This window comes from Collinsella sp. UBA1693, from assembly GCF_002320115.1.
GTDB lineage: Bacteria > Actinomycetota > Coriobacteriia > Coriobacteriales > Coriobacteriaceae > Collinsella > Collinsella tanakaei.
On record NZ_DCJT01000012.1, the window covers coordinates 59,574 to 83,822 of the forward strand.

Sequence of the window (24,249 nt, forward strand, 5' to 3'; positions counted from 1 at the left end):
CCGCAGACCCTGCACAACTCGCACGCCAAGCGCAGGTATCATGAAACACCTTGCCTACCTGCCAATCCCGCATGAAAAGGAGCAGCCTAATGGGCTCGACCCGCGCCAGAACCCCCAAGAACTTTGTCCTGGACGAGCGCTTGGAGCGCTATCGCGACGCCATCGAGTACATTCCCGCAGCCTACGCTGGCAACTGGGCGCAGGCGTGCTGGCCTCTCGATCCGCATGCGGATAGCACCTCGCCGCGGTCTTTCCGCGAGGTGCGACTCGACCTTGGCTGCGGCAAAGGCAGCTACCTGGTAGCCGCCGCGCAGGCAGAGCCGGACGTCCTTTTCATAGGCATCGACATGCAGCCGGTCTGCATCGCCTACGCCTCCCAGCGCGTGATCGAAGCGGGCATCAAGAACGCGCTGCTCATCCCCGGCAGCGGCGAAAAGCTTTCGCACATGTTCGCCCCCGGTGAGCTCGCCAGCATCACGCTCAACTTCCCCACGCCGCACCCCCGCAAACGCGAGGCAGCGCAGCGCCTCACCACCGTGGAACACCTGCTCGACTACCGCAAGCTGCTTGCCCCGGGCGGCACCGTCGTTTTGCGCACGGACAGCGAGCCCCTCTTTGATTACTCGCTGCCGCAGTTCGAGGGTGCGGGCTACACCGTTCAGTGGACCTCGCACGATACGCGCGCCGACCACCCCTCTATCCCCATGAGCGAATATGAGGAGCGACTGGTAGAAGAAGGAGCAACCGTCCACGGCATCTGCGCCCGCCTGGACGAGGAGCCCTCAGGGCAGCAGCTTCAAGCAGCTCGCGAGCAGTCCCTTAACAGCCTCTACGACTACATCCCCGAAGACCTCTACGAAGGCGCCTACATTCCCCATGGCATGAACTTCGCGATCACGGCGTTCCGCAATCGCCGCAGGAACCTAGAGGCTCGAAACAGCAGGCAATAGCCCCGTCTTCTGGAACTCGGTTTCAGCTAGTCAGGTTGCCCGCGCCCTTTTCATCAAAGGTTCATTTGTTAACGCGAATCTCGCCTTTGCTGGTTGTTCCAGCATTCCGGCCAATTTTCAAAACCGTCGGTACTATCGTTCTTCTTTTTGGGAATGATGACAACAGTTGTCGCATTTCTATCATCAGTAGCGGCACTGCGACTACCCGTCGCTTCCGTCACATTTCATAAAAAGGAGAAAGCATCATGGACATCAAAAACGTTACCGTAGCCGGCGGTGGAGTGCTCGGCAGCCAAATCGCCTTTCAGTCGGCATATTGCGGCTTCAACGTCACCGTCTGGCTTCGCAGCGAAGGCTCGGTGGGGCGCGCGAAGCCCAAGTTTGAACGACTGCGAACAATTTACCTCAACACCCTTGAAGCCATGAAAACAAACCCGCAGGCATACTGCCGCGGGCTCGCCCCCTCCCCCGACATGAGCGCAGAAGAGATCGACCAGCTGAAGGCGCGGGCAGATGCGGCCTTGAACAACATCACCTTCACGCTAAGTTACGAGGACGCCGCGCGCGACTGCGACCTCGTCATCGAGGCGATCGCCGAGAATCCAGAAGAGAAGATCGCCTTCTACACCGAGCTCGCAAAACACCTTCCCGAGAAGACAATCATCGCGACCAACTCGTCGACCATGCTCCCCAGCGCTTTCGCACAATACACTGGCCGTCCGGAGAAATACTTGGCACTCCACTTCGCTAACGAGATCTGGCACAACAACACCGCCGAGGTCATGGGGCATCCAGAAACCAGCAAAGAAGGGTTCGATGAAGTGGTCACATTCGCCCAGGCGATATCGATGATCCCGCTGGAACTCCACAAGGAGCAACCGGGATACATCTTGAACAGCCTGCTTGTCCCCTTCCTCTCCGCAGCGGAAGCGCTGCTGGCAACCGGCGTCGCGGACTGCGAGACCATCGACAAGACGTGGATGCTTGCCACCGGCGCCCCGTTAGGGCCGTTCCGCATCCTGGACATCGTCGGCCTCACAACCGCATACAACATCGGCATCATGGATCCACGGTCCAAAGATCCCGGCACCGTTCAAGGCAAGGTCGCCGCCCTCCTCAAAGGCTATATCGATGAGGGCAAAACCGGTGTCAACGCGGGCGAGGGCTTCTACAAATACTAATCCGCACGCACGGACCCAAGCGCGGTCGAGAATAACGGCAGCCAATAGGGCGCGGGCCCACATCCCTACATAACGTGGACAGCGGACCCGCAGCCATCACGGCACCAGCCTCGCGAAGACAAATGCCGCCCAGCAATACCCCCACCGGCGTGCAGGGGCGTCAAAAAGCGGGTATACTGGTAGCGATCGGGAGGCGTACGCCCTCCTGGAACTACTTGTTGTGGGGCAAGCCCGCACGAACAGCCGCTCCGGCCAGGGCGGCTGTTCCCTTTTAGCGAATCCTCCTCCGCGCGGCGGCCCAGATTCGGTGCGGTCGCGCCCAAATCCACATCCTTGCGCCAGATTCCAAACATAAGCCCACAAGGCACACGGGCACACGGAGTTCTTCTGCGCAGCTACCCCGGCGGCGAGCCACGTCCCCGCATCACCGTATAATGGGCAAAACAACATGCGATGTAACGGAGACCCCATGCCAGACAGCCCAACCATAAACCAAGAGAATTCCTCGTCCGCAAACGCAAGCGCGACCGCAGCGGCGAACGCAAACGCGACCGGCGGTGCGTTCGACGCGCACGCCGCAGGGTCGCTGGGCGCACTGGCCCCCAGCTGGTGGGAACCTACCGACGGCGAGGAGGCGGAGCCCTGGCTCACCGCGGAGGACGCATACGGCCGCTTCCTCGAATGGGTGGAAGCCCGCGGCATCGAGCCCTGGCCGCACCAGGAAGAAGCCCTGCTCGCGCTGGCCGCGGGCAGCAACGTCATCCTGGGCACGCCCACGGGGTCGGGCAAGTCGCTGGTCGCGATCGGCATGATGTTCATGGCCATGGCCACCGGCCAGCGCGGCTACTACACCGCTCCCATCAAGGCGCTGGTGTCCGAGAAGTTCTTCTACCTGGTCGACATCTTTGGACGCGACAACGTCGGAATGATCACCGGCGACTCGCACATCAATACGGACGCGCCCATCATCTGCTGCACGGCGGAAATCCTGGCCAACCAGGCGCTACGCGAGGGCGAGGACACGGACGTGGGCTTTGTCGCCATGGACGAGTTCCACTTCTTCAGCGATCCGGACCGCGGCTGGGCCTGGCAGGTACCGCTGCTCACGCTGCCGCACACCCAGTTCATGCTCATGAGCGCCACGCTGGGCGATATGACCGCCATCTCGCAGGCGCTCGAGCGCCACACCGGCCGCGACGTGGAGACCATCGCCGACGCCCCGCGCCCCGTACCGCTCTCATACGAATACGTCAAGACCGGTCTTGAAGGCACGGTTGAGCTGGCGCTACGCCAGGGCGACTCGCCGCTGTACATCGTCCACTTCTCGCAAGACGCCGCGCTGGCGAGCGCGCGGGCGCTGGCGAGCTACGGCGTAGCCACCAAAGAGCAGCGCGAGGCCATCAAGGAAGCCATCAAGGGCGGCCGCTTCACCACGGCGTTTGGCAAGACGCTCAAGCACCTTATCTCCTGCGGCGTGGGCCTTCACCACGCGGGATTGCTGCCGCGCTACCGCCTGTTGGTCGAGAAGCTCGCCCAACAGGGCCTGCTGCCCGTCATCTGCGGTACCGACACCCTGGGCGTGGGCATCAACGTTCCCATCCACACCGTGCTGCTCACCGGCCTCACCAAGTTCGACGGCTACAAGCAGCGCCGCCTGCGGTCGCGCGAGTTTCATCAGATCGCCGGCCGCGCGGGGCGCTCCGGCTTCGATACCGAGGGCGTGGTCATCGCCGAGGCGCCTGAGTACGAGATCGAGAACCACAAGGCCGAGCTCAAGGCCATGGGCGACCCCAAAAAGATGAAGAAGCTCAAAAAGAAGAAGCCGCCGGAGGGCTTTGTCACCTGGAACCAGGGCACCTTCGACCGTCTGATCGAGAGCGCGCCGGAAACCCTCAAGCCCCGCATGCGCATCACCAACTCCATGGTGCTGGCAGAGGTGGAGCAGGGCGGCAACGCCTGGCGCCGCGTCCTCACCTTGATAGAGGACTCCCTGCAGACGGACGAGGAGAAGGAGCGCCTGCGCGCCCGCGCCGCCCAGATTTTCGCGACGTTGATCGATGCCGGCGTGGTGGTTCGCGAGGAGCTGGACGAGAACGGCAAGCCCGTCGCCGCCTCGAATCCCTCCAATCAAACGGAAGCGGCCAGCGCACCCACCGACGCGCCCGAGCGGGATTCCGATGCGGACATCGATGCGGACACCGAAGCAGAGCCAGAACCCACCGCTGCGAACGATGCCGAGGTCGCCGCCTTCCTGGACGGCGATGCCTCCTACTACCTCACCGTCGACCTGCCCGAAGACTTCGCGCTGGACCAGCCGCTCTCCCCCTTCATGCTCGCCGCGCTGGAACTGCTCGACCCGGAAAGCGAGACCTACGCCTTGGACGTCATCTCCATGGCGGAAGCCACGCTTGAAGACCCCAAGCAGATCCTGCGTGCACAAGAGCGCCAGGCGCGCGACCGCGCCATGAACGAGATGAAGGCCGAGGGCATCGACTTCGAGGAGCGCGTGGAGAAGCTGCAGGACATCACCTATCCCAAACCGCTAGAAGACATGCTCGCCGCGGCCTTTGAACAGTACTGCTCCAAGGTGCCGTGGGCCGGCGACTACGAGCTCTCGCCCAAGAGCGTCCTGCGCGACATGTTGGAGAGCGGCAGCGACTTCAAGGGCTACATCGCCCGCTATAACGTCGCCCGCTGCGAGGGCATCCTGCTGCGCTACCTCACCGAGGCCTACCGCACGCTGGACCGCACCATCCCGCACGACAAGCGCAACGAAGAGCTCAACGACGTGGTGGCCTGGCTTGGCCTGGTGGTCCGCTCGGTCGACTCCAGCCTGGTGGACGAATGGGAGAACGCCGGCTCTACCTTGGACGCCGCGCCCCCGCGTCCCGCGGACGCCGTCGTCATCGACCGCCGCGGTCTCACCGTGCTGGTGCGCAACTCGCTGTTCCAGCGCGTTCGCCTCGCCGCCCGCGGACGAGCCGACCAGCTGGGAGCGCTGGACGAGGATTGGGGTATGGGAGAGCTGCGCTGGCGCCGCGTGCTCGACGCGTTCTTCGAAGCGCATGAAGAGCTTCTCACCGATGCGGACGCCCGCTCCATGGCATTCCTCTCCATCGATGATGCGGACGAGAAAACCGACCACGTTTGGCACGTTCACCAGGTGTTCAGCGATTCCGATGGCGACCGCGACTTCGGCATCATGGCGGATGTAGACCTGGACGCGACGCAGGACGGTGACGGCATTGTGTTCGCCAACTACCGCGCGGGCGTGATCGAGGACATCGCGGGTTAAAAACGCTTGAAAAAGACTGCAAAAAGAGAACGGGAGCGCCATGTGATCAGCTCGACGCATGGTGCCCCCGTTCGGCGTGGTCAATGAACGCCACGAGGCGGGCAAGCCTCGCTTTATACATTGCGAAAACCCGCCGAATCCCGTCCCGCGAGCAACAGGCAGCGCAGAAGCACCGCGAATACGCACAACCAGCTGAAAACAAATCCATCATATGTGCAATATAACTAATACATGTCTCCAATTAAGTACGTGTAAAGCGGAACAAATAGACTTCCGCAAGGACCCTTTAACGTTCAAAGCGGACAAGCACGACCTTGTCAAAGGCATGGGTGGCCCCTGCTTACCCGCCTCGTGGCACTCATTGACCACGCCGAATGGGTACGATTTTTTAGCGTCGTTTTCACCTGCATAAACAACCACATTTCAGGCTCATTCATGCATAACATGCTCCCCGAGGCTTTCCAGGCAAACCTGAATCGCAATCCCCTACTCAACGCACAGCGCAGCGAGCCCGCCCTCGCGCCGCGAACCATCCCGACAGCAGTCGCCAGGCGGGAACGGCGAAGAGATAGATCGCCAACGCCATGCTCGCCGCAACGGGCGCGCCCATGGACGCCAGCGGGACCGCCCCGGCGATGGACCACGGCACCAATCCCGCCACCAGCACCACGGAATCTTCCAGGTCAAGGGCATGGTCGCTGGCGTTCTGGTCGAGATCGCTGCACAGCTGGTGCGCCAGCATGATTGCCAACGTCTGATTGCAAGAAATGATCGCCGTAAACACAGACGTCGTTAGCGTAACCCCGAAAGGAGAAAGCCGACGCGACATCCCCCACACCACGCGGTCGATGCCCGCCAACAGCGGCGTCTCCTTAAAAATGCCCGCATACGCGGATGTGATGCAGACGATCTGCACCGCATCGAGCATTGAAACCAGCCCGCCGCCGGAAAGCGCCCGCACCTGCGGCAGCGGAGCCACGTATCCCAAGATTGCCGTGCGAACTACGTCCGCCATGGTCATGTCCTGAACCGCCAGGCACAATGGAACCGAAGAGGCGATGCCCGCTCCTATGACCACCAGGATATCAACGCGCATCAAGGCCAGGGCGAACACGATCACCGGCGGCAGCAGAACCACAGGCCCCACGGCAAATGCGCTCGCCAGCGAAGCGGCCATATCGCCCGCCTCGCCACTCGCGGGGACAAGCAGCCCCAGCGCGAAGTACGCGGCGCACGTCAATACAAAGGGAACCGCCGCGCTCTTGACCATGCGCTTCAGATTGTTGTAGAAATCCGTGCCGGTAAGATCGGCAACCAAAAGAGCGCTGGTAGAGATGGGCGAGCAACGGTCTCCAAAAAACGCCCCGGAAAGCGCCGCCCCGCCCGCCGCGAAAAGCGGTACGCCCATGGCACCCGCCATCGAGATGCAGATGGATCCCACCGTCGCGGCCGTGCCAAACGAGGTCCCCGTCAAAACGGAAACAAAGCAGTTGAGCAGAAAAGTCGCCAACAAAAACACGCCAGGGCTGATGAGCGGCACGGCGTAGTACACGATGGCGGGAATCACGCCGGCGGCGCGCCATAGCCCCGTGAGCACGCCTATCAGCGCCAGCATGCCCAGGATCTTGGCGATGGGGGCGATTCCCTCCCAACACATGCGGGCAACACGTCGCACCGAACCGCTCCATCGCCACGCATAGATGCAAAACGCCGCCAATCCAACAAGCAGCGCGCACACGGTCGGCACTCCGGTAAAGATCGCGCCCACCAAGGCTGCGCAGAATATCCCTAGAGTCACAAGTTCCATAAACAGCTCCCCTCGCACAATTTAGGATACGCGCGGGCAAGGGGTTTGGCTACGGGTATGCCCATAGGCAAAGAAGCGCAACCGGTGTTCAACAGTTGGAGACACTTGTTACTTTTTGTAGAAACCAGTTGGTATTTTTTAGTAAAACCAGCATTTACCAGCAATTATATTCAAAACCGTTCACCGATTGGCAAGAAAGCCCCTGGGATTATTCTCATAATTGCAGATTGTCCAGAAAACGAACAAGGCGCCTTGCCTCTAGCTGCAGATATTGTTTATACGACATGTGTACACGTTCTCAGAATCTGTTCGAACGAACATGAGTAACCATACACCGTCTCAAACCGCACGCCGACTCGCCGCCCATGGCAAAAAACGCGCTCCCGAAAATAGGGAAATCTCGCACATTCGAGAATCCCGCGTGAAACAACGCATCGAGAGGAGCACTATGAACCATCGCTACGTGAAGGGGTCGGCCGTCGCAATCGGCGCATGTACCTGGGCGCTCGCCGCGTCCCTCACCGCACCCGCAGTCGTCCTCGCCACGCCGGCGAACCTGGCGCAAGGCAAGCCGGTCACCGTAAGCAGAGACGCAAGCGGCAAGAACACCACCACCAAGCTTACCGATGACGACAAGACCAAGGGTTCGCGTTGGTCCGCAGAGCAAAACGTCCCCCAGTGGGCGATCATAGACCTCGAAGAGTCAAAGACCTTCGACACGTTCGAGATCACCTGGGAAAGCGCCACCGAGCACGCGGTCGACTTCCAAATCTTTGTATCAGATTCCAACAAGGAAGACGGCTGGGGCGAAGCGAAGAAGGCCGTCACCGGCAACAAAGACGCCGTCTCGACCATCAAGCTCGAAAAGCCCGTCACGGGCCGCTACGTAAAGCTGCTGGTCACCAAGGTTTCCAAGTACCCCAATGTCAGCGCCTGCGATTTCACCATCATGAACTCCGCGGACGACGACGGATCGCAGCAGGCACAGGACCCCGCCGCCAACGTCGCCCTCAAGATGACCAGCGTCTCAGACAGCAAGGAGGCGGACACCCTAGGGCCAAACAATCTCTTTGACGGCAAGGTCGATCAGCGCGAATCCCGCTGGTCAAGCGCTTCCGCTAGCGAGAGCGCCTGCCCCACCACCCCGCACTGGGCCTACGTCGACTTGGGCCAGACCCGCGACGTCAAGACCGTGCGGCTGTTCTGGGAGCAGCGCAAGGCCAAGGGCTACAAGATTCAGCTGGCACAAGACGGCGCGGACCCCAACCAGGAGAGCAGCTGGGTAGACGCCTACACCAACAACGACCACCCCGCCGCAAAGACGGAGACCATCACCCTGGGCGACACCGCGAAGCAGGCCCGCTACGTGCGCCTCTACATCAACGGCAGCACCTATAACGACCCGGATGGCGGCACCGTCTCTCTCTACGAGATGGAGGCCTACGGCGGCGAGCCGGCCACAAGCATGGGCGACATGCTCTCGGGCATCACCGTCAACGGGGAAATCGACCCCGCCAAGAACTTCACCGACCAGATCACCCTGCCCAAGCACGAGGGCTACCAGGTCACCTACAACGGCACGGACTACGAGCAGGTCATCGATGCGGACGGCACCATCTAGCAGCCCATCGTGGACACCAAGGTCAAAGCGTCCTTCAAGGTGGTGGACGAGAAGACCAAGGCGTACTCTTTCCGCGAGGTCGAGGTCACCGTACCCGGCTCCATGAAGGGCAGCGAGCAGGGCGAGGCCGCTCCGGTCATCCTTCCCGAGCTGCGTGAATGGAAGGGCGACACGGGTCGATTCACTTCCTTTGCCCGCGTCACCTACAAGGACGCCTCCCTCAAAGAGATGGCCGAGCAGTTCGCCTCCGACTACCGCGCGCTCACCGGCCGCGGCATAGAGGTCGCCAAGGCGGACGCCGCACAGGCAGGAGACGTCTTCTTCACCCTGGGCGCGGACAAGAAGCGCGGCCTTAAGGAGGAGGGCTACCTCATCGAGGCCACCTCGGACAAGATCACCGTCAGCGCAGAGGCCGTGGCAGGCGCCAACTGGGGCTCCAAAACCATCCTGCAAAGCGTCAAGCAGACCGGCGACTTCCCCTGCGGCACCGCACGCGACTACCCGCTGCACAAAGTCCGCGGCTTCATCCTAGACGTGGGCCGCAAGACGTTCACCATCGAGTGGCTGCGCCAGCTCACCGACCATATGGCCTGGTACAAGATGAACGACCTGCAGATCCACCTCAACGACAACCTCATCCCGCTCGAGCAGCTCAAAGACCCCATGCAGGCCTACTCCGCCTTCCGCCTGGAATCGGACGTCAAGGCCGGCGAGGGCAAGAACCAGGCGGACCTTACCGCTAAGGACGTGTGGTACACCAAGAAGGACTTCAAGGCCTACATCGAGCACTCGCGCGCGCTGGGCGTGAACATCATCCCAGAGATCGATACCCCCGCCCACTCGCTCGCCCTCACCAAGGTGCGCCCGGACCTGCGCCACGGCACCACCGGTCGCGCAACCGACCATCTGGACCTCAAGAACCAGTACGACGAGAGCCTGTCGTTTGTCCAGGGCATCTTTGACGAGTACGTGCAGGGCGGCGATGCGGCCGTCTTCGCGGACGCGGACGTGATCCACATCGGCGCGGACGAGTACAACGCAGACGGCAACGCCTACCGTCGCTTTGTGAACGATATGTTCACGTACGCGGAGGACAACGGCAAGACCGCCCGCGTTTGGGGCTCGCTCTCGGAGATCAAGGGCGACGTGGCGGTCAAGGGCGTCTCCGAGACCGGCAAGCGCCGCCAGATGAACCTGTGGAACCCCGGCTGGGCGGACATGAAATCAATGTACGACCTTGGCTTCGAGCTGATCGACTGCCAGGACGGCGTGTTCTACATCGTCCCCAACGCCGGCTACTACTATGACTACCTCAACCAGAACTCCTGCTACAACGACAAGGTCAACGAGATCAGCGGCTTCGAGATCCCTGCCGGCGACCCGCAGATCTCCGGCGGCGCCTTCGCCGTATGGAACGACATGTGCGACTTCCAAGAAAACGGCATGAGCGAGTACGACATCTACCGCCGCATCGACGGAGCGCTGGGCCTGTTCGCCGCCAACACCTGGGGCAAGACCGGCGCCGTCGACCTCGTCGCCGCGCAAGAGCGCGTGAAGCAGCTGGGCGACGCCCCCTCCACCAACTTTGGCTACGAGCAAAAGGCCAACCAACAAGGCTCGATCGCCCATCTCACCATGGATTCTTTGGACGATGCATCTGGCCAGAAGCACACCCTGGGCAAGATGGAGAACGCCGAGCTTGAGAGCGTCGACGGGCGCCAGGCGCTGCATCTCAACGGCGGCAAGTCCTTTGCCAAGCTAGATGGCCTCGAGACCGCTGGGCTGGGCAACAGTCTGCGCGTCAAGGTCAAGCGCACGGACAATTCCAAGGACGAGCAGGTGCTGTTCGAATCCCCCTACGGCAAGATCATGGCCGTCCAAGAGAAAACCGGCAAAGTGGGCATCACCCGCGAGAACCGCGCGTACTCCTTCAACTACGCCCTGCCCGCCAACCAGTGGGTTGAGCTCGAGTTCAAAAACGAGTTCGAGAAGACCCATCTGTACGTGGACGGCAAGCTGGTCGACACCATCGGCACCAATACGCGCGCCCAGATCAAGGCCACCTGCATGCTGCCCGCAGGCACCGTTGGCAGCGAATCCGGCAACGCGTTCGCGGGTTATGTGGACGATATCCGCCTGGGCACCGCTAAAGACTTCAACTCCACCATGCCCCTGGACCACGCCGTGGTGAAGACGAACCTGCTTGCCTCCAAGAACTCCGCCATCAAGGGTGACGCGGAGCTGCAGGGCATGCTGTCCCAGGCTGCAGAGGTCTTCCGCCAGTACGACCCGTCGGCAGACGCCATCGCCGATCTCGCCGCCAAGATCGAGGCCAAGCTGGACGCCGCAGGCTACAAGAAGGCCGACTACGGCCGCATCGACGCCTACCTCGCCATCATCCCCGCCGACCTCTCCGAGTACGAGGACGCCGGTGCGCGCGCCATCGCGATTGCCCGCGACAGCATCGTTCGCAACATGAGCGCCTCGCAGCAGGATGTTGTGGACAACTATGAGAAATCCCTGGTCAGTGCCCTGGACGAACTCAAGCTCAAGCCCGTCGCCGACCTGAGCATGGTGGACCCCGCCCTGCTGAAGGCGACCGCGGACTGCGAGAACGGCGACGGCAAGGCAGCAAGCGCGCTGGACGGCAACACCGGCAGCATCTGGCATTCTCGCTACAGCCCAGACAAGTGCACGGGACAGCACCACATCACCCTAAGCTCAGAGCAGCCGCTGGGCGTGGACGGCATTGTCTACACCCCGCGCCAAACCGGCACCAACGGCGACCTTAAGAAGTACGAGGTCCACGTCTCCGCCGACGGCAAGACCTTCAAGAAGGTCGCGGACGGAACCATCAAGGACCTCACCCGCGACCCCTATCTCATCAGCTTCGAGCGCCAGGACAACGTCCGCGCCGTCAAGCTGGTCTATGTTGAGGGCGAGGGCGGCTTTGCGTCAGCAGCGGAGCTTCGCTTGCACGACGCCAACGCCGTTGCGGACACCGCAGCACTGAAAGCGCAAATCGCCGCGGCGGAGGCCGTCAAGCAGGGAGAAGGCACCGCGGCGTTCTCGTCCCAAACCTATGACGCGCTGAGCTCGAAGATCGCCGAGGCCAAGGCACTTGCCCAGGGCTCCCCCACCATCAACGACGCCAACGCCATGAGGTTGTCGCTCATGGAGGCAATCCTCAACCTTCGCCTTGAGGGAGCGCCGGCGCCCACGCCCGACCCCGAGCCCCAGCCGCCCGTGACCCCGCAGCCGCCCGCCAAGGACGATATCGAGATCCCCGCGCACCCCGGCGGCAAGGTGGCGGTGAGCCCCAAGAACCCGGATGCGGGCGATAAAGTCACCGTTTACCCCAAGCCGCAGGCGGGCAAGGAGGTCCGCAGCATCTCCGTCACGGACAAGGACGGCAACAAGGTCGAGGTCCGCAAGAACGAGAAGGGCGAGTTTGAGTTCACCATGCCCCAGGGCGACGTGGAGGTGAACGTGGTCTTTGGATGCGACGGCGGCGATCTATGCGAGACCCACAAGTTTGCCGACATCGACGCGAGCCAGTGGTACCACGACCCCATCGACTGGGCACTTGAGAAGGGCTACCTGCGCGGCTACGAAGGTACCAACTTGATGGGTCCAAGCGACACCACCAGCCGCGCGCAATTTGTCGCCATGCTGGCACGCGCCGCCGGCGCCGACAACGGCAAGCTGGACGGCAAAGGCGGTACATTTGGCGACGTCAACGCCGACGACTGGTTTGCGGGCGTGGTCGCCTGGGGTGCCGAGAACGGCATTGTCAGCGGCTACGACGGCACCAATGACTTTGGCCCCGACCACGCGGTCACGCGCGAGCAGGTGGCGGTGTTCTTGATGCGCTTTGCCCAGAAGAACGGCGTCGACACCTCGGGCCGTGGCGACCTGTCCAAGTTCCCCGATGCCGGCAAGGTATCCGATTTCGCCGGCACCGCCATGAAATGGGCTGTTGAGGAGGGCTTTATCAAGGGCCTGGACTCCGGTGAGCTCAAGCCCGGCGACGTGGCTTCCCGCGCTGAAGTCGCAACCATATTGATGCGCTACTTCGAGGCGCAGGAACAGGCGCAGTAGCAACCCCGGGAATCGCGGCCCCAAAGCCAGCGACTCCAAAGCCAGCGGCCCCAAAGCCAGCGACTCCACAACCCGCTTAGCAACCCCGTACGACAGGGCGCCCCGCTTGCACGTTCGCAGGCGGGGCGCCCACTTTATTAGCAGGCGGCGAACGGGGAGTGGCCATGGCGAGCGGGCAGCGGAGCGGAGCCGCCAACCCAAGGCGCATCGGCTAACAAAAGGTACAGCGCGGCAGCGAGCCCCTCCCTATATTCGAGCCATCGATACAAAGGAAGAGCCCATGACGTCCACTACCGCAGCCGCCGACGCGGCCCCCGCCGCAGCCGCTGCCAACGCCCTGCGAGACTTCACCCGCAAATGGCTGCCGCGCTTTAGGGACAGCCGCCAAAACCTGCACCAGCTGCTGGACACAGGCGAGTTTCGCGCCGACTGCGCCGCGCTTGGATATATAGACGATGCGGGCGAGGCCTTCGACGCCACGTACCCCGGCGCCTTCGACAACCTCGAGGAGCTGGACTGGCATCTGCCCGCCGTCACGGACGCCTCGCTTCTGGGATCAGCCGTCATGTCAAAATGGGATCAGGTGTCGCACCTGGTGAGCCATCACTTCTGGGCGACGGACAAGGCCCGCTGCAAAGCCGCGGGGCACGAGGTGCGCCTGTGGTTCATCCTAGCGCTCGAACGATTGGCGCAGCTCGCGGGCGAGAACTCGTCCGCGCCGCTGACCTGCCAGCCCACCGCGCTCTACCTTATATCGAGCACGCACGACCACAGCCGGCAGCCCTCGCGCAGCCCCCTTGTGCACCAGCGGTTGGAACTCCATAAAAATGGAGACTGCCGCCTGGTCAATCATTATTTGGACGAATACGGGCGCAGCTGCATCTCATCCGACTCCTACATCTCCATCTCGAAGGACGAAGCCGCCCGCTTGCTCGATGAAGCGTCTGACTGGATGGGATGCCATTGCTGCAACGTGTACGAATCGAATAGCGGCACATGGACGCTGATTATCGAGGACGAGGAAGGGCGCAGCCACTACGCCTTTGGCGCGCTGGCGATGCTCGATAATCGCCTGGCGCATCTGTCCAACTCGCTGCGACGAGTCCTGCAGCGCCCGGACCTTCTGGCGTGCTCCCTGTAGAGAACGCCTCCGTCGCGTCCCCAAGCACTCGATAAAGCGCCTTTGCCCTACGAGAAAAACGGGCAGCCACTACCCAGACATGCCGAATTTTGCTTACAGACCGCGCATCCGCGAACGGGCTCGGATTCCACAAGCCTAGTGTGCAGTTGGTCGTTGAACCAGGACGACGCCACGCGGACGGCAATGCGGGAATCGCGCTTGCAGCACCGCGGCGCACCGGCGTCCGCGATCGCGGCGAGGATCTGCGCCACCATGCGCTGGCCTTCGCCCCAACCCTCTTTCTTAAGCGGGGCGTTACCAGACAAGATGGCGAACGCCATGCCGCACGATGCAGCGGCGCCGCACACGCCCCATTTGGCGCACGCGGCGCCGGGCACGCAGGAAGCACGGTCGAACAGCTCGTCCAACGCATCCCCAAGCTCGCCCTTGCCCACAGCCCTCCAAGAACATGCAAGCAGCGCCGCTCCCACCAGTGCATGGTGAGCCGGACCAAATGCCGGGCAGTTCTCGTCCGCCATCAAACGTTCAAGCAGCTCGCCAGCGTCAGCGCCTGCACCCTCCTCAAGCCACGCAAAACAGGCGCTCTTAACCCAATCCAAAGATGCATCTGCCATGGTTGCACTCCCCTCTTGGCGCCCAGAGCCTTGCTCCGTGGCGCCCGTAGTCATATTGATGCACATCAATATGTATTATATAGACAGATATCTATATAATGGACGAGAATCACGCACCCGCCTGGAGGACCAATGAGCACTTTCGCACCGCTTAGCGTCGCCTTTATCTGCACGCACAACGCCTGTCGCAGCCAGATGGCGCAGGCCTTGGCCCACGCGCTTGCTCCAAACGAAATCGACGCCCGTTCCGCAGGCACGCACCCTGCCCGCGCAGTCAACCCAGATGCCGTGCGCCTTTTGCAGCAGCGCGGCGTAGACACTTCCGCGCTGGCCCCTAAGCCCCTTGAGGAGATTCCGCCCGTAGACATGGTGGTCACCATGGGTTGCGGCGTGCAATGCCCCACCCTGCTCGCTCGCTGGCACGAGGACTGGGGGTTGGAAGATCCCACGGGAGGGCCAGACCAGCAGTTTGTCGCCGTAATGGATCAAATCAAGATGAAGATCGAATACCTAAGGCGGCGCGTCATAGCGGGATGTTTTGACGAGGTTCGGCTCGCCGCCAACCTTAAGACGCTGGGAGACCCCAATCGCCTTCGCATCATAGCCATGCTCTCGCACTCGGATGAGCTATGCGCTTGCAAGCTGCTGGAGGAACTGGACATATCCCAGCCTACCCTCTCTCACCATATGGCCGCGCTTCGCGATATGGGACTTGTATCCGCACGCAAAGACGGCCGCTGGATGCGCTACAGCTTGGATAAGGAGCTGCTTGGCACCATAGGCGCGTGCCTTGGCAGATAGCCCCTGTGGACGCGGGGGCACCTGGCGCGTCACCGCGCTAGCCGCCGGTCGTCCCAGACGCGTCTCATCGTCCACATAATTAAGTGCTATCATTGTCAACGTACATATCAGCATCAACGCTTATTTAACGTGGTAGCGATTGGTGGTGCGGCAATGGGTGGCGATACCTATATTCCCATGGGAGATGCGGCACGGGCGCTGGGCGTGACCAAGCCGCGAATCTCGCAATTGCTTTCAACAGGCGAGCTAACGGGGTCGCTTGTTGGCGGCAGGCGGATGATCGACAGCGAATCGATCGACCGCTACCTTGCGGGCAAAGCCGCCGCAGTGGAGTTCGACGCATCGCGAACCTTTGTCCTTATGTCTGCTGACCATGAGGTTGCAGTGGTGCGCCATGACCCGCGGAAAGATAACCCCCTGGTTGTTCGCGAGATCCTGGACGCGCCGCGCATGCCCCTTGGCACCGTCACCTCCGGCGGCAAGACAAAACCCCGCAACGTCGCAGACTGGTGGGATCACAGGTCCGTTCCTGCCTCTCGACCAGGGCTGCTCGCCCGCCTTGGCCAAATCGAGATCACCGATTTCTCCCTGCTGCCCCTCAACAACATGGCGCTCTCGCTCTCGGACTGTTATTGGCTGCGGCCCGCCACCAATGAGACCCTACAGTGGAGCGACGTCAACTATTTTGACAACAACTTTGTCCAGTCAAACCTTATGGCGTGGGATAACTGGCTCAGTGCGGTGGGGCTCGATTCGCCCGACAACACGTCTGAGGGCGAGCTGCCAAAGCGCTGGGTTATCCGCGATGGCGTGCGTTGCCTTGCCAAAGGCTGCACAGGCGATGACCAGCGACCGTTCAACGAGGTCGTGGCGACCGTCCTGCACCGCCGCCTGCTGCAGCGGGACGAATACGTTCCCTACACCCTTGCGCATATCCAAGACGGTCCCTTGTGCCTATGCCCCAATTTCTTGGGCGAGCGCGAGGAGTACGTTCCGGCGGCGCTTGTTCGCGGCGACCTTTCTTCCATGCGCAGGGCCACAACGTACGATCGCCTGGTCCGCTTTGCGGAGCACCACGCATGCGATGCCGCTAACATGCACCGTGCGCTGTCGCAGATGATCGTATGCGACGCAATCCTTGCGAACACGGACCGGCATTGGCGCAACTTTGGCTTTATCCGCTCGGTCGACACGCTGCAGATGCGCCCCGCGCCCCTTTTCGACTCCGGCAACTCGCTGTGGTACAACAAGACGCCGCAGCAGGTAGAGCGAAACGACTGGACGTTTCAAAGCAGGCCGTTTGATCCCAATCCCGCGCACCAGCTGGCGCTTGCCAACGACCTTTCATGGTTTGACCCCACCGCTTTTGATCATGCTGCTTTATCCGGTTTTGTGGACGAGGCGGTCGAGATTCTCTCGCACAGCAAGCACGCAGCCGCAAACGGACGGCTTGACTACATTGCGCGCGGGCTTCAAAAGCGTGTGGACCAGGTATCCGCGGCAGTGGAGACACTGCGGTTTGTCCACCGTGGCTGGCGATAGCTTCTAGTCTGAATTATCGGCCAGAAGAAGGACGCAGGCTCCAGGTAGGACAAATTTCGAGTTAGTGCGGAACTTAGGTCAAATAGTCGCTTAGTGCGGAGGATTTTGGACCAAATATTGAGTTAGTGCGGAACGGGCGATAGATAGTAATGGTACCTTATGAATAGAGCGTTCGCGTTGTTCGAGTTAGAAAGCTCGGGCACCACCGCTCGATGTATAAGTCGAGCCCGTCAGGGCGACTCCAATCCGCACTAACGCACTATTTGACCAAACCTCCGCACTAACGCACTATTTGACACTCCGCCCTTTCCGCACTAAGGCACTTTTTGGCACCCCTCCGCCACCCTAACAAAGAAGGGCCTCGCCCAACCAGAGCGAAACCCTTCTTCTACCTGCAATTATGGTGCAGATTACTATGCAACTTCACGAAGCGAGCGGTGGCTCCGTTTACTCGAACTCAATTGTTCCGCAAGGCTTGGGCGTGAGGTCGTACAGCACGCGGCAGATGCCCGGAACCTCGGAGGCGATGCGGTCGCCAATCTTCTTGAGCAGCGCCCAGTCGAGCTCGGGGACCTCGGCGGTCATGGCGTCGACGGTGTTGACGGCGCGGATGAACGCCGGCCACTCGTAGAGGCGCTTGCCGTCCTTCACGCCGGTGACGCGGAAGTCGGGCACGGAGACAAAGTACTGCCAAACCTTGCCCTCGAGACCAGCTGCGGCGAACTCCTCGCGCAGGATGGCGTCGGCCTCGCGCAGGGCCTCCAGACGGTCGCGGGTGATGGCGCCCAAGCAGCGCACGCCCAGGCCGGGGCCGGGGAACGGCTGGCGCTCGACCATGTTCTCGGGCAGGCCCAGCTCGCGGCCCACCATGCGGACCTCGTCCTTATACAGCAGGCGAACGGGCTCGCACAGCTCAAACTGTAGGTCGTCGGGCAGACCGCCTACGTTGTGGTGCGCCTTGACGCCGTCGGACTCGAGGATGTCGGGATAGATGGTGCCCTGCGCCAGGAAGCTCACCTGGTCGCCTACCTTGCGGGCTTCTTCCTCAAAGACGCGGATGAACTCGGCGCCGATGATCTTGCGCTTGGTCTCGGGCTCGGCAACGCCATCCAGAAGATCCAGGAAGCGGTCAGTGGCGTCAACGTAGACCAGGTTGGCGTCCAGCTGGTTCTTGAAGACGTCGACAACCTGCTCGCTCTCGCCCTTGCGCATAAGGCCGTGGTTGACGTGCACGCAGATCAGCTGCTTGCCAACCGCCTTGATCAGCAGGGCCGCGACAACGGAGCTGTCCACGCCGCCGGAAAGGGCGAGCAGCACGTTCTTGTCGCCGATCTGCTCACGGCAAGCGGCAACCTGCTCGTCGATAAACGTGCGAGCAAGCTCCGGGGTGGTGATGCGAACCATGTCGTCAGGACGCTTGTTGGGATCCATCTGGACTCCTCCCATGTGTAAGTGCATATACCAATCTAAAAGTATATAGGATTCGCAGCAGCTTAGGCGCAGCAAGCAGGGGCTATCAGGCACCGGATTAGCAACGCTTGATTACCAACCCAAGATTAACAGCCCAAGATCAGTAGCCCCAAATCAGCGGCACAGATTAGCGGCTATCCCAGATGCGCGGTATAGAGCGGCTTGTAGGTCGCCCCTTCTTGCGACAGCTCGCTTTTATAGAGCGTCACGCTGTTGGAAGAGCTTTCTGCTGGAAAGACTAGATCGGACAGCGCCTGCGGAAGCACGCGCGCTCGTCGAGCCAGCGTCACGTGCGGATCGAACGCTTTCTCGTCATATGAAACCCCCTGTGCTCGCAGCTCCTCGCGAACCGCCATGGCGAGATTCATAAGGTCGCGCCCGTGCGCCAGCTTAAGCAACAAAGTTGCGTCGACCGGCTTGCCGTAGATCCCCAGGCCGTCCGGCACCAACCGAATCGCGGCGGCATGAGCGCACGCGGTGTCCAAAACGTCCATAACACGGCGCGCCTCCGCCTCGCCAATCTCGCCCAAAAACGCAAGCGTCACATGGTAGGTGGAACGCGCAACAAACCGTCCGCGCACCATAGAAGAAAGCTGTCGAGATAAATCGGCAACCTGTTCGATTAGCTCATTGGGCAGATCTAGGGCTATAAAAGTTCTCATGCTTACTCCCCCACCGCAACGGAGCGATCGCAAGCCAATCATGCGATATCGCCGTTGCATTCCACCAAGTTGTACCCGTTGTGCGCAACATGGCGCGACGCGCCCGCAAGCGCACGGCGGCATTCCGCCAACGGCGCCATGCGCAGCCGCGCGCCCATCGGGATATCATTTGTTCATAGTAAGTCACATTTAACTTATTGCGATGTTTTTGAGAATGAGTATCAATATGAGTCTAAGTAAGCCCCATTCTCCGCATAATGAAAATCGTACCAAGTGCGGTTGCCCGGAGAGGGCCCACAGGGACTGGGCGCCCGCACTATCGCCTGCGACCGAATGGAGAAGGTCATGAAGTTTGTATGCCCCGTTTGCGGTTACGTTGAGGAGTTCGACGGCGAGGAGCTGCCCGCCGATTTCAAGTGCCCCCAGTGCGGCGTTTCCGGCGACCGCTTCATCAAGCAGAGCGACACCGAGATGACCTGGGCTGCCGAGCACGTCATCGGCGTTGGCAAGCTCCCCGAGGTCTCCGAGGACATCGTTAACGACCTGCGCGCCAACTTTGAGGGCGAGTGCACCGAGGTTGGTATGTACCTGGCCATGGCTCGCGTTGCCCATCGCGAGGGCTATCCCGAGATCGGCCTGTACTGGGAGAAGGCCGCTTACGAGGAGGCCGAGCACGCTTCCAAGTTCGCCGAGCTCCTGGGCGAGGTCGTAACCGACTCCACCAAGAAGAACCTCGAGATGCGCGTTGAGGCCGAGAACGGCGCTACCGCTGGCAAGACCGACCTGGCCAAGCGCGCCAAGGCTGCCGGCCTGGACGCCATCCACGATACCGTTCACGAGATGGCCCGTGACGAGGCTCGCCACGGCAAGGCTTTCGCTGGCCTGCTCAAGCGCTACTTCGGCTAAGCCACAACGGACACACCGGTCATCCGGCTCCGTAGCACGCATTTAAGCTGCTAGACATACGGGACGGCTCGCATATGCGGGTCGTCCCGTTTTTTATATAGGTGGACGATCAGGGCCTGTCCCCTAATATCCGGCAAAACCAACGCGGCCGCTTGCAGGATTATCCTTTGCAGGCGGCCGCGTTTTCTATGCAAGCTGTCGTTGTCCTATAGGGCATTTATCTCAATCCGCGGTGCGCACACCAGAGTCGCACGCGCCGGACATGCACCGCAAAGCGCTACACCTCGTAGCTGTCCGCGGGATCCGGCTCCGCGCCGTCCGCCGCCTCAATCGACACGCCATCGCGGGCAGCTTCTTCCGCCGCGGTGCGTGCTTCGTCAAACTTCGCCTTCATGGTCTTGTTGTGCCAAGTGAGTTTGCGAATAGTCAGCTCCTCTGCCTTGTTGTTGGCCAGGCGCAGGTTGTTCTCAGAAGAAAGCAGAGCCTCCTTGGTCTTTTGCAGGTGCGAGATGGTCTTGTCGATCTCATCGATCGCGGTCTGGAACTTCCTGCTCGCCAGGTCGTAGTTGCGAGCAAAACCGGTCTTGAACTCCTCCATCTTGGCCTCGAAGTTGGTCACGTCGATGTTCTGGCGGCGCGCCAGCTCAAGCTCCTGCTTGTAGGTAAGCGAGTTCATGGCGGCGTTGCGCAGCAGCGTGATCATGGGGATGAAGAACTGCGGACGAATCACGTACATCTTGAGATAGCGGTAGCTCACGTCCACAATGCCCGCGTTGTACAGCTCGCTTTCTGGTTCAAGCAGCGTCACCAGCACCGCGTACTCGCAGCCCTTCTGTGTGCGGTCGTGGTCGAGCTTCTTAAAGAAGTCCTCGTTCTTGTGCTTGGTGGCCGTGGTGTCGTTCTCGTTTTTCATCTCGAACATGATCGAGATGATCTCGTTGCCGTCCTCGTCGCACTCGCGGAAGATGAAGTCGCCCTTGGTGCCCTCGGATGCGTCGTTATCCTTCTCAAAGTACGCGTTGGGAAACGCCGTCATACGCAGGCGGTTGAACTCGGTCTCGCAGTGCTGCTCCAGGGTCTCGCCCACCATCTTGGTAGAGAGGCGCGCCTTCATATCGCGCAGGCGCTCGATCTCCTCGTCCTTAAAGCGGACGATTTCCGCGTTGGCCTTGCGGGTCTGCTCCAACTCAAGCTCATGGGCGGCCTGCACCTGCTGGCGCTCGGAATCGCGCACGGCCTGCTCGCGGGCAAGGGCCGCCCGGGCGTCGTCGCGCTCGCGCTCGACCGCGGCGACGGCCTGCATGCGGGCGATCTCCGCCGCGCCTTTTAGAGACTCCAGCTTGGATTTTAGGTCCGCCACTTCTTGTTTGGACGAGGATATCTGCTCTTGCATGGCCTGCTGCGCCTGGGAGCGAGCCGCCTCCACGGCAAGGTCGCGCTGGCTTGCCGCCGCATCCAGCTGCGCCTTGAGCTGGACTGCCTGGGAGGTCGCCTGCTGCAGCTGTTCCTGCAGCGTACGACGCTCCTGCTCTGCCTGGTTGCGTAGGCGCTCGGCCTCCGCTGCCGCCTGCTCGCGGGACTCCTCGCGCAGGCGGGCCTGCTCGATCTGTGCCTGGTTGTCGCGCTGGGCAAGCTGCGCCTTGAGCTCGTCCACCTGATGCTGCAGCTCCGCCGCCGTCTTCTGCGATTCCGCGCGGGCCTGCGCCGCAGCCTGCTCGCTGGCAAGCGCTCGCTCCCCCACCGCCGCCTCAAGCTTGGCGGTGAGCTCGGCCACCTGAGCATCGCGCTGGGCGGTCACCTGCGCCAGCTCCGCATCGCGCTGCGCCAAGTTCTGCTGCAACGTAGCCTCCGCGTCCGCGCGGGCAAGCTGCAGCGCCTGCTCCTTCTCGCGGGCAAGCATCTGCATGCGCTCGGAAAGCTCGTCCGCAAACTCCTGGTCGCGAATCTGCTTCACAATGTCGGCGTACCCGGTCTCGTCAACCTGAAAAACCGTTCCGCACTTTGGGCACTTGATCTCATTCATACGCGCTCCCGTCTCTGCTGCCTGGCGACCGGTCCAAAGTGCCGCCGAGCTGGGTTGCCGGGCCTTCAAACCGATGGGCCTTTAAACGCTTTCAACTATACCCGCTCGTGCGGACATAATTTGTACCGAACAGGGACGCGCCGCGGCGCTGTGGGATTCCCATCGGGGATTCCTATCGGCGTCTACGCCTAGCTCACTTCCCAATAGGTAGTGCTAACGGAAGTGAAAGCTCATTCACTTCCGATACATAAGCCGGAAACGAAGCGAAAGGGAACGCCGCGAGCGTCGGGCACGGAACCCGTCCTACCCGCTTGCGCGCGACAAGACGGTGGACTCTAGCGCGCGTCTTTCACGAAGATGGCGACGCGCAGCTGCTTCCATGGCTCGCTCTCCGGGGCGACCTGCATCACACGGCACTCGAAGATGGATGCGTGACCGTAGTGGAAAAGCACCGAGAGCATGCCATTGTGATCAGCGGGGACGTAGCCCAGCATCTCGCCACACCCCTTGATGGCGATAGCTTGCGAATCGTACGGATTGTCCGGTTGAGCCTCGAGAGTAAGCTCATCGCCGGTCTTGAGCTGCGAGAGCACCAGTGCGCCCTCGTGATGCTGAAAACCTGCGACGTAGAAGTTCATAAGGTTGCGTGACGGCTCGTACATGATGGCCCCTCCTTCTTGAGAGCGCGGCCGCTTCTGCCGTGGCCGCGCCGGGGCACCGCATGAACCAGATGCCCCCGTGTGTTGGGAACACCATACGCGTTCGTGCGGACACGGTTTTGAGCGGCGCAGTTCGCCGGAGCGTCCGCGCCCGCTCGTCCTGTGCCTACTCGTCCCGCGCCCGCTCGCCGCGCTTACCTCAACCTTGGCATCGTCGAATGCCGGAATTATCAAGTGCAGACCCCAAAGCAAATCGATAAAGACGTTTCTTGACTCTCCTCTACTGCTTGCCGATGTAGATGACCAGGATGTAGAAAAACACGCCGTCTGCGGACCGGAGGGCACCGTCCCGCAAATGATTACCTCTAACAGACTTTGCTGGTGGTATTACACAGGCACTGATTCTGATGGGGCGCCATGCAGCACGCTGAGCCTTATTGCCTCCAACAACCGCCAATAACCGCTATCAGACGATCCTTATCGTGACTGGCTTCATTAATGACCTCAAGGACTTCTCATGTCTTCATATGATTTCACTTACACATTCCCTAGCAATTTCACCAATACCGTCGTTCGTCTCATCAAGAGCCATTATTCGTTGCCAGAAGTCTCTCGAGCTCTTGAATCATGCAGCCTGGATTACGAGGATATCGGAAGAGCGTACTACGCTGGTATAAAAGGGAACAACTGGAATATGAACGCCCTCGATTTCACCATCGAAGGGCCTGAGCGCGATATAGAGACGCTGGAACGTCACCGGATAATCTTCAAGAAGGCTTTTGACCATGCGATCAAATCCCGCCAGACAGGATTCCAAATCCATGAAATCATTCTGATGCCCAACGACGATACGGAGATGCTGCCCTCTTCGAACTCAGCAAGGCTGGACGAAACCATGTCCGAAGCGAATATGGTACTGAACGAGGTTATTCGCTGGGGCGAAACGATGTGCGCAAACCCTCTGTATACGTCAGAGCTTGCGGAGGATAGTTTTAATGACTTTCTCCGAGATACGCTGGCATCCAGCAGGACACTGGAAGTAAGGGATCAGACCCGCCATGGCCTCTCCTCAAGTGGATTGAGTGCTGGCGAGGTAAACATTCTCGTTAAACGCACCGGCAAGGAAATCGCCTTGATCGAGGGAGTGAAACTAAGCAACCTTGATCGAAGCAAGATTGATCTTCACATTCGAAAAGTGATTGACAACTACAACCCACTCGGCACATCAGCATTCCTTGTCTGCTACACCTCTGCCAGCGACTTCGAAAGCTTCTGGAACAAGTGCGTGGATCACCTGAGGGCATTTGATTATCCGTTCAAAGTCAAACCGGGCATCTTCGAACATCCCCATGCCAACGCCTCCACCAGGGTTGCGAGCATGATGCTATCCCGAGATGGATACGACTTTCCCCTCTACTTCATCGCATTCAAGCTCTTGAAATAGACCTGCCATTTGTTATCACCCCTCACTTGTGA

The 24,249-nt window shown here is 61.0% G+C and carries 17 protein-coding genes; 11 read left to right on the forward strand and 6 right to left on the reverse strand.

Annotated features, from left to right (window positions below):
- The first annotated feature begins 89 nt into the window (after positions 1-89).
- The 3 genes from trmB (at position 90) to B3H65_RS08675 (ending at position 5,426) form a co-directional block, all read left to right on the forward strand.
- Complete coding sequence (gene trmB / locus B3H65_RS08665; RefSeq protein WP_270480491.1) at positions 90-950, forward strand: tRNA (guanine(46)-N(7))-methyltransferase TrmB; 861 nt, start codon at positions 90-92, stop codon at positions 948-950.
- 245 nt (positions 951-1,195) lie between these two features.
- On the forward strand, positions 1,196-2,131 hold the full coding sequence (locus B3H65_RS08670) for a 3-hydroxyacyl-CoA dehydrogenase (RefSeq protein WP_286684921.1): 936 nt from the start codon (positions 1,196-1,198) through the stop codon (positions 2,129-2,131).
- 469 nt (positions 2,132-2,600) lie between these two features.
- Positions 2,601-5,426, forward strand: a complete 2,826-nt coding sequence (locus tag B3H65_RS08675; protein ID WP_286684922.1) for a DEAD/DEAH box helicase — start codon at positions 2,601-2,603, stop codon at positions 5,424-5,426.
- Between the two features lie 490 nt (positions 5,427-5,916).
- On the opposite strand, the gene B3H65_RS08680 is transcribed toward B3H65_RS08675, so the two are convergent.
- Positions 5,917-7,233: a Na+/H+ antiporter NhaC family protein gene (locus tag B3H65_RS08680; RefSeq protein ID WP_286684923.1), complete on the reverse strand. Its 1,317-nt coding sequence runs from the start codon at positions 7,231-7,233 to the stop codon at positions 5,917-5,919.
- A gap of 45 nt (positions 7,234-7,278) precedes the next feature.
- On the opposite strand from B3H65_RS08680, the gene B3H65_RS08685 reads away from it, so the two are divergent.
- The 4 genes from B3H65_RS08685 to B3H65_RS08700 all read left to right on the forward strand — a co-directional run bounded on the left by B3H65_RS08685 (position 7,279) and on the right by B3H65_RS08700 (position 14,096).
- Positions 7,279-7,560, forward strand: coding sequence for a hypothetical protein (locus B3H65_RS08685; protein ID WP_286684924.1), 282 nt, complete (start codon positions 7,279-7,281; stop codon positions 7,558-7,560).
- Positions 7,561-7,681: 121 nt separating this feature from the next.
- Positions 7,682-8,854 (forward strand): discoidin domain-containing protein, encoded by a 1,173-nt coding sequence (locus B3H65_RS08690; RefSeq protein WP_286684925.1) that lies wholly within the window; start codon positions 7,682-7,684, stop codon positions 8,852-8,854.
- Positions 8,855-8,863: 9 nt separating this feature from the next.
- Positions 8,864-12,955 carry a family 20 glycosylhydrolase gene (locus B3H65_RS08695; protein WP_286684926.1) on the forward strand — a complete coding sequence of 1,364 codons (4,092 nt, stop codon included), beginning with the start codon at positions 8,864-8,866 and terminating at the stop codon, positions 12,953-12,955.
- A gap of 280 nt (positions 12,956-13,235) precedes the next feature.
- On the forward strand, positions 13,236-14,096 hold the full coding sequence (locus tag B3H65_RS08700) for a hypothetical protein (RefSeq protein WP_286684927.1): 861 nt from the start codon (positions 13,236-13,238) through the stop codon (positions 14,094-14,096).
- 47 nt (positions 14,097-14,143) lie between these two features.
- Here B3H65_RS08700 and B3H65_RS08705 read toward each other — a convergent pair whose 3' ends face one another.
- Positions 14,144-14,710, reverse strand: coding sequence for a DUF5714 domain-containing protein (locus tag B3H65_RS08705; protein ID WP_286684928.1), 567 nt, complete (start codon positions 14,708-14,710; stop codon positions 14,144-14,146).
- Positions 14,711-14,842: 132 nt separating this feature from the next.
- On the opposite strand from B3H65_RS08705, the gene B3H65_RS08710 reads away from it, so the two are divergent.
- Both B3H65_RS08710 and B3H65_RS08715 read left to right on the forward strand, forming a co-directional pair.
- Positions 14,843-15,511 (forward strand): metalloregulator ArsR/SmtB family transcription factor, encoded by a 669-nt coding sequence (locus tag B3H65_RS08710; protein WP_286684929.1) that lies wholly within the window; start codon positions 14,843-14,845, stop codon positions 15,509-15,511.
- A 153-nt stretch (positions 15,512-15,664) separates the two neighbouring features.
- Positions 15,665-17,053, forward strand: coding sequence for a helix-turn-helix domain-containing protein (locus B3H65_RS08715; RefSeq protein WP_286684930.1), 1,389 nt, complete (start codon positions 15,665-15,667; stop codon positions 17,051-17,053).
- A gap of 447 nt (positions 17,054-17,500) precedes the next feature.
- On the opposite strand, the gene guaA is transcribed toward B3H65_RS08715, so the two are convergent.
- Both guaA and thpR read right to left on the reverse strand, forming a co-directional pair.
- Positions 17,501-18,484, reverse strand: coding sequence for a glutamine-hydrolyzing GMP synthase (gene guaA / locus B3H65_RS08720; RefSeq protein ID WP_009141578.1), 984 nt, complete (start codon positions 18,482-18,484; stop codon positions 17,501-17,503).
- A 173-nt stretch (positions 18,485-18,657) separates the two neighbouring features.
- On the reverse strand, positions 18,658-19,185 hold the full coding sequence (gene thpR, locus B3H65_RS08725; protein ID WP_286684931.1) for an RNA 2',3'-cyclic phosphodiesterase: 528 nt from the start codon (positions 19,183-19,185) through the stop codon (positions 18,658-18,660).
- Positions 19,186-19,530: 345 nt separating this feature from the next.
- Here thpR and B3H65_RS08730 point away from each other — a divergent pair, with 345 nt between their 5' ends.
- A complete protein-coding gene (locus B3H65_RS08730) occupies positions 19,531-20,091 on the forward strand; it encodes a ferritin family protein (RefSeq protein WP_009141576.1) in 561 nt (186 codons plus the stop codon).
- 277 nt (positions 20,092-20,368) lie between these two features.
- Here the strand turns inward: B3H65_RS08730 and B3H65_RS08735 are convergent, their stop codons facing one another.
- Positions 20,369-22,114, reverse strand: a complete 1,746-nt coding sequence (locus tag B3H65_RS08735) for a DUF2130 domain-containing protein (protein WP_286684932.1) — start codon at positions 22,112-22,114, stop codon at positions 20,369-20,371.
- Between the two features lie 335 nt (positions 22,115-22,449).
- Positions 22,450-22,776 carry an HIRAN domain-containing protein gene (locus B3H65_RS08740; protein ID WP_286684933.1) on the reverse strand — a complete coding sequence of 109 codons (327 nt, stop codon included), beginning with the start codon at positions 22,774-22,776 and terminating at the stop codon, positions 22,450-22,452.
- A gap of 514 nt (positions 22,777-23,290) precedes the next feature.
- Between B3H65_RS08740 and B3H65_RS08745 the strand changes: the two genes are divergently transcribed.
- Positions 23,291-24,217, forward strand: coding sequence for a hypothetical protein (locus tag B3H65_RS08745; RefSeq protein ID WP_286684934.1), 927 nt, complete (start codon positions 23,291-23,293; stop codon positions 24,215-24,217).
- Positions 24,218-24,249 lie beyond the last annotated feature (32 nt).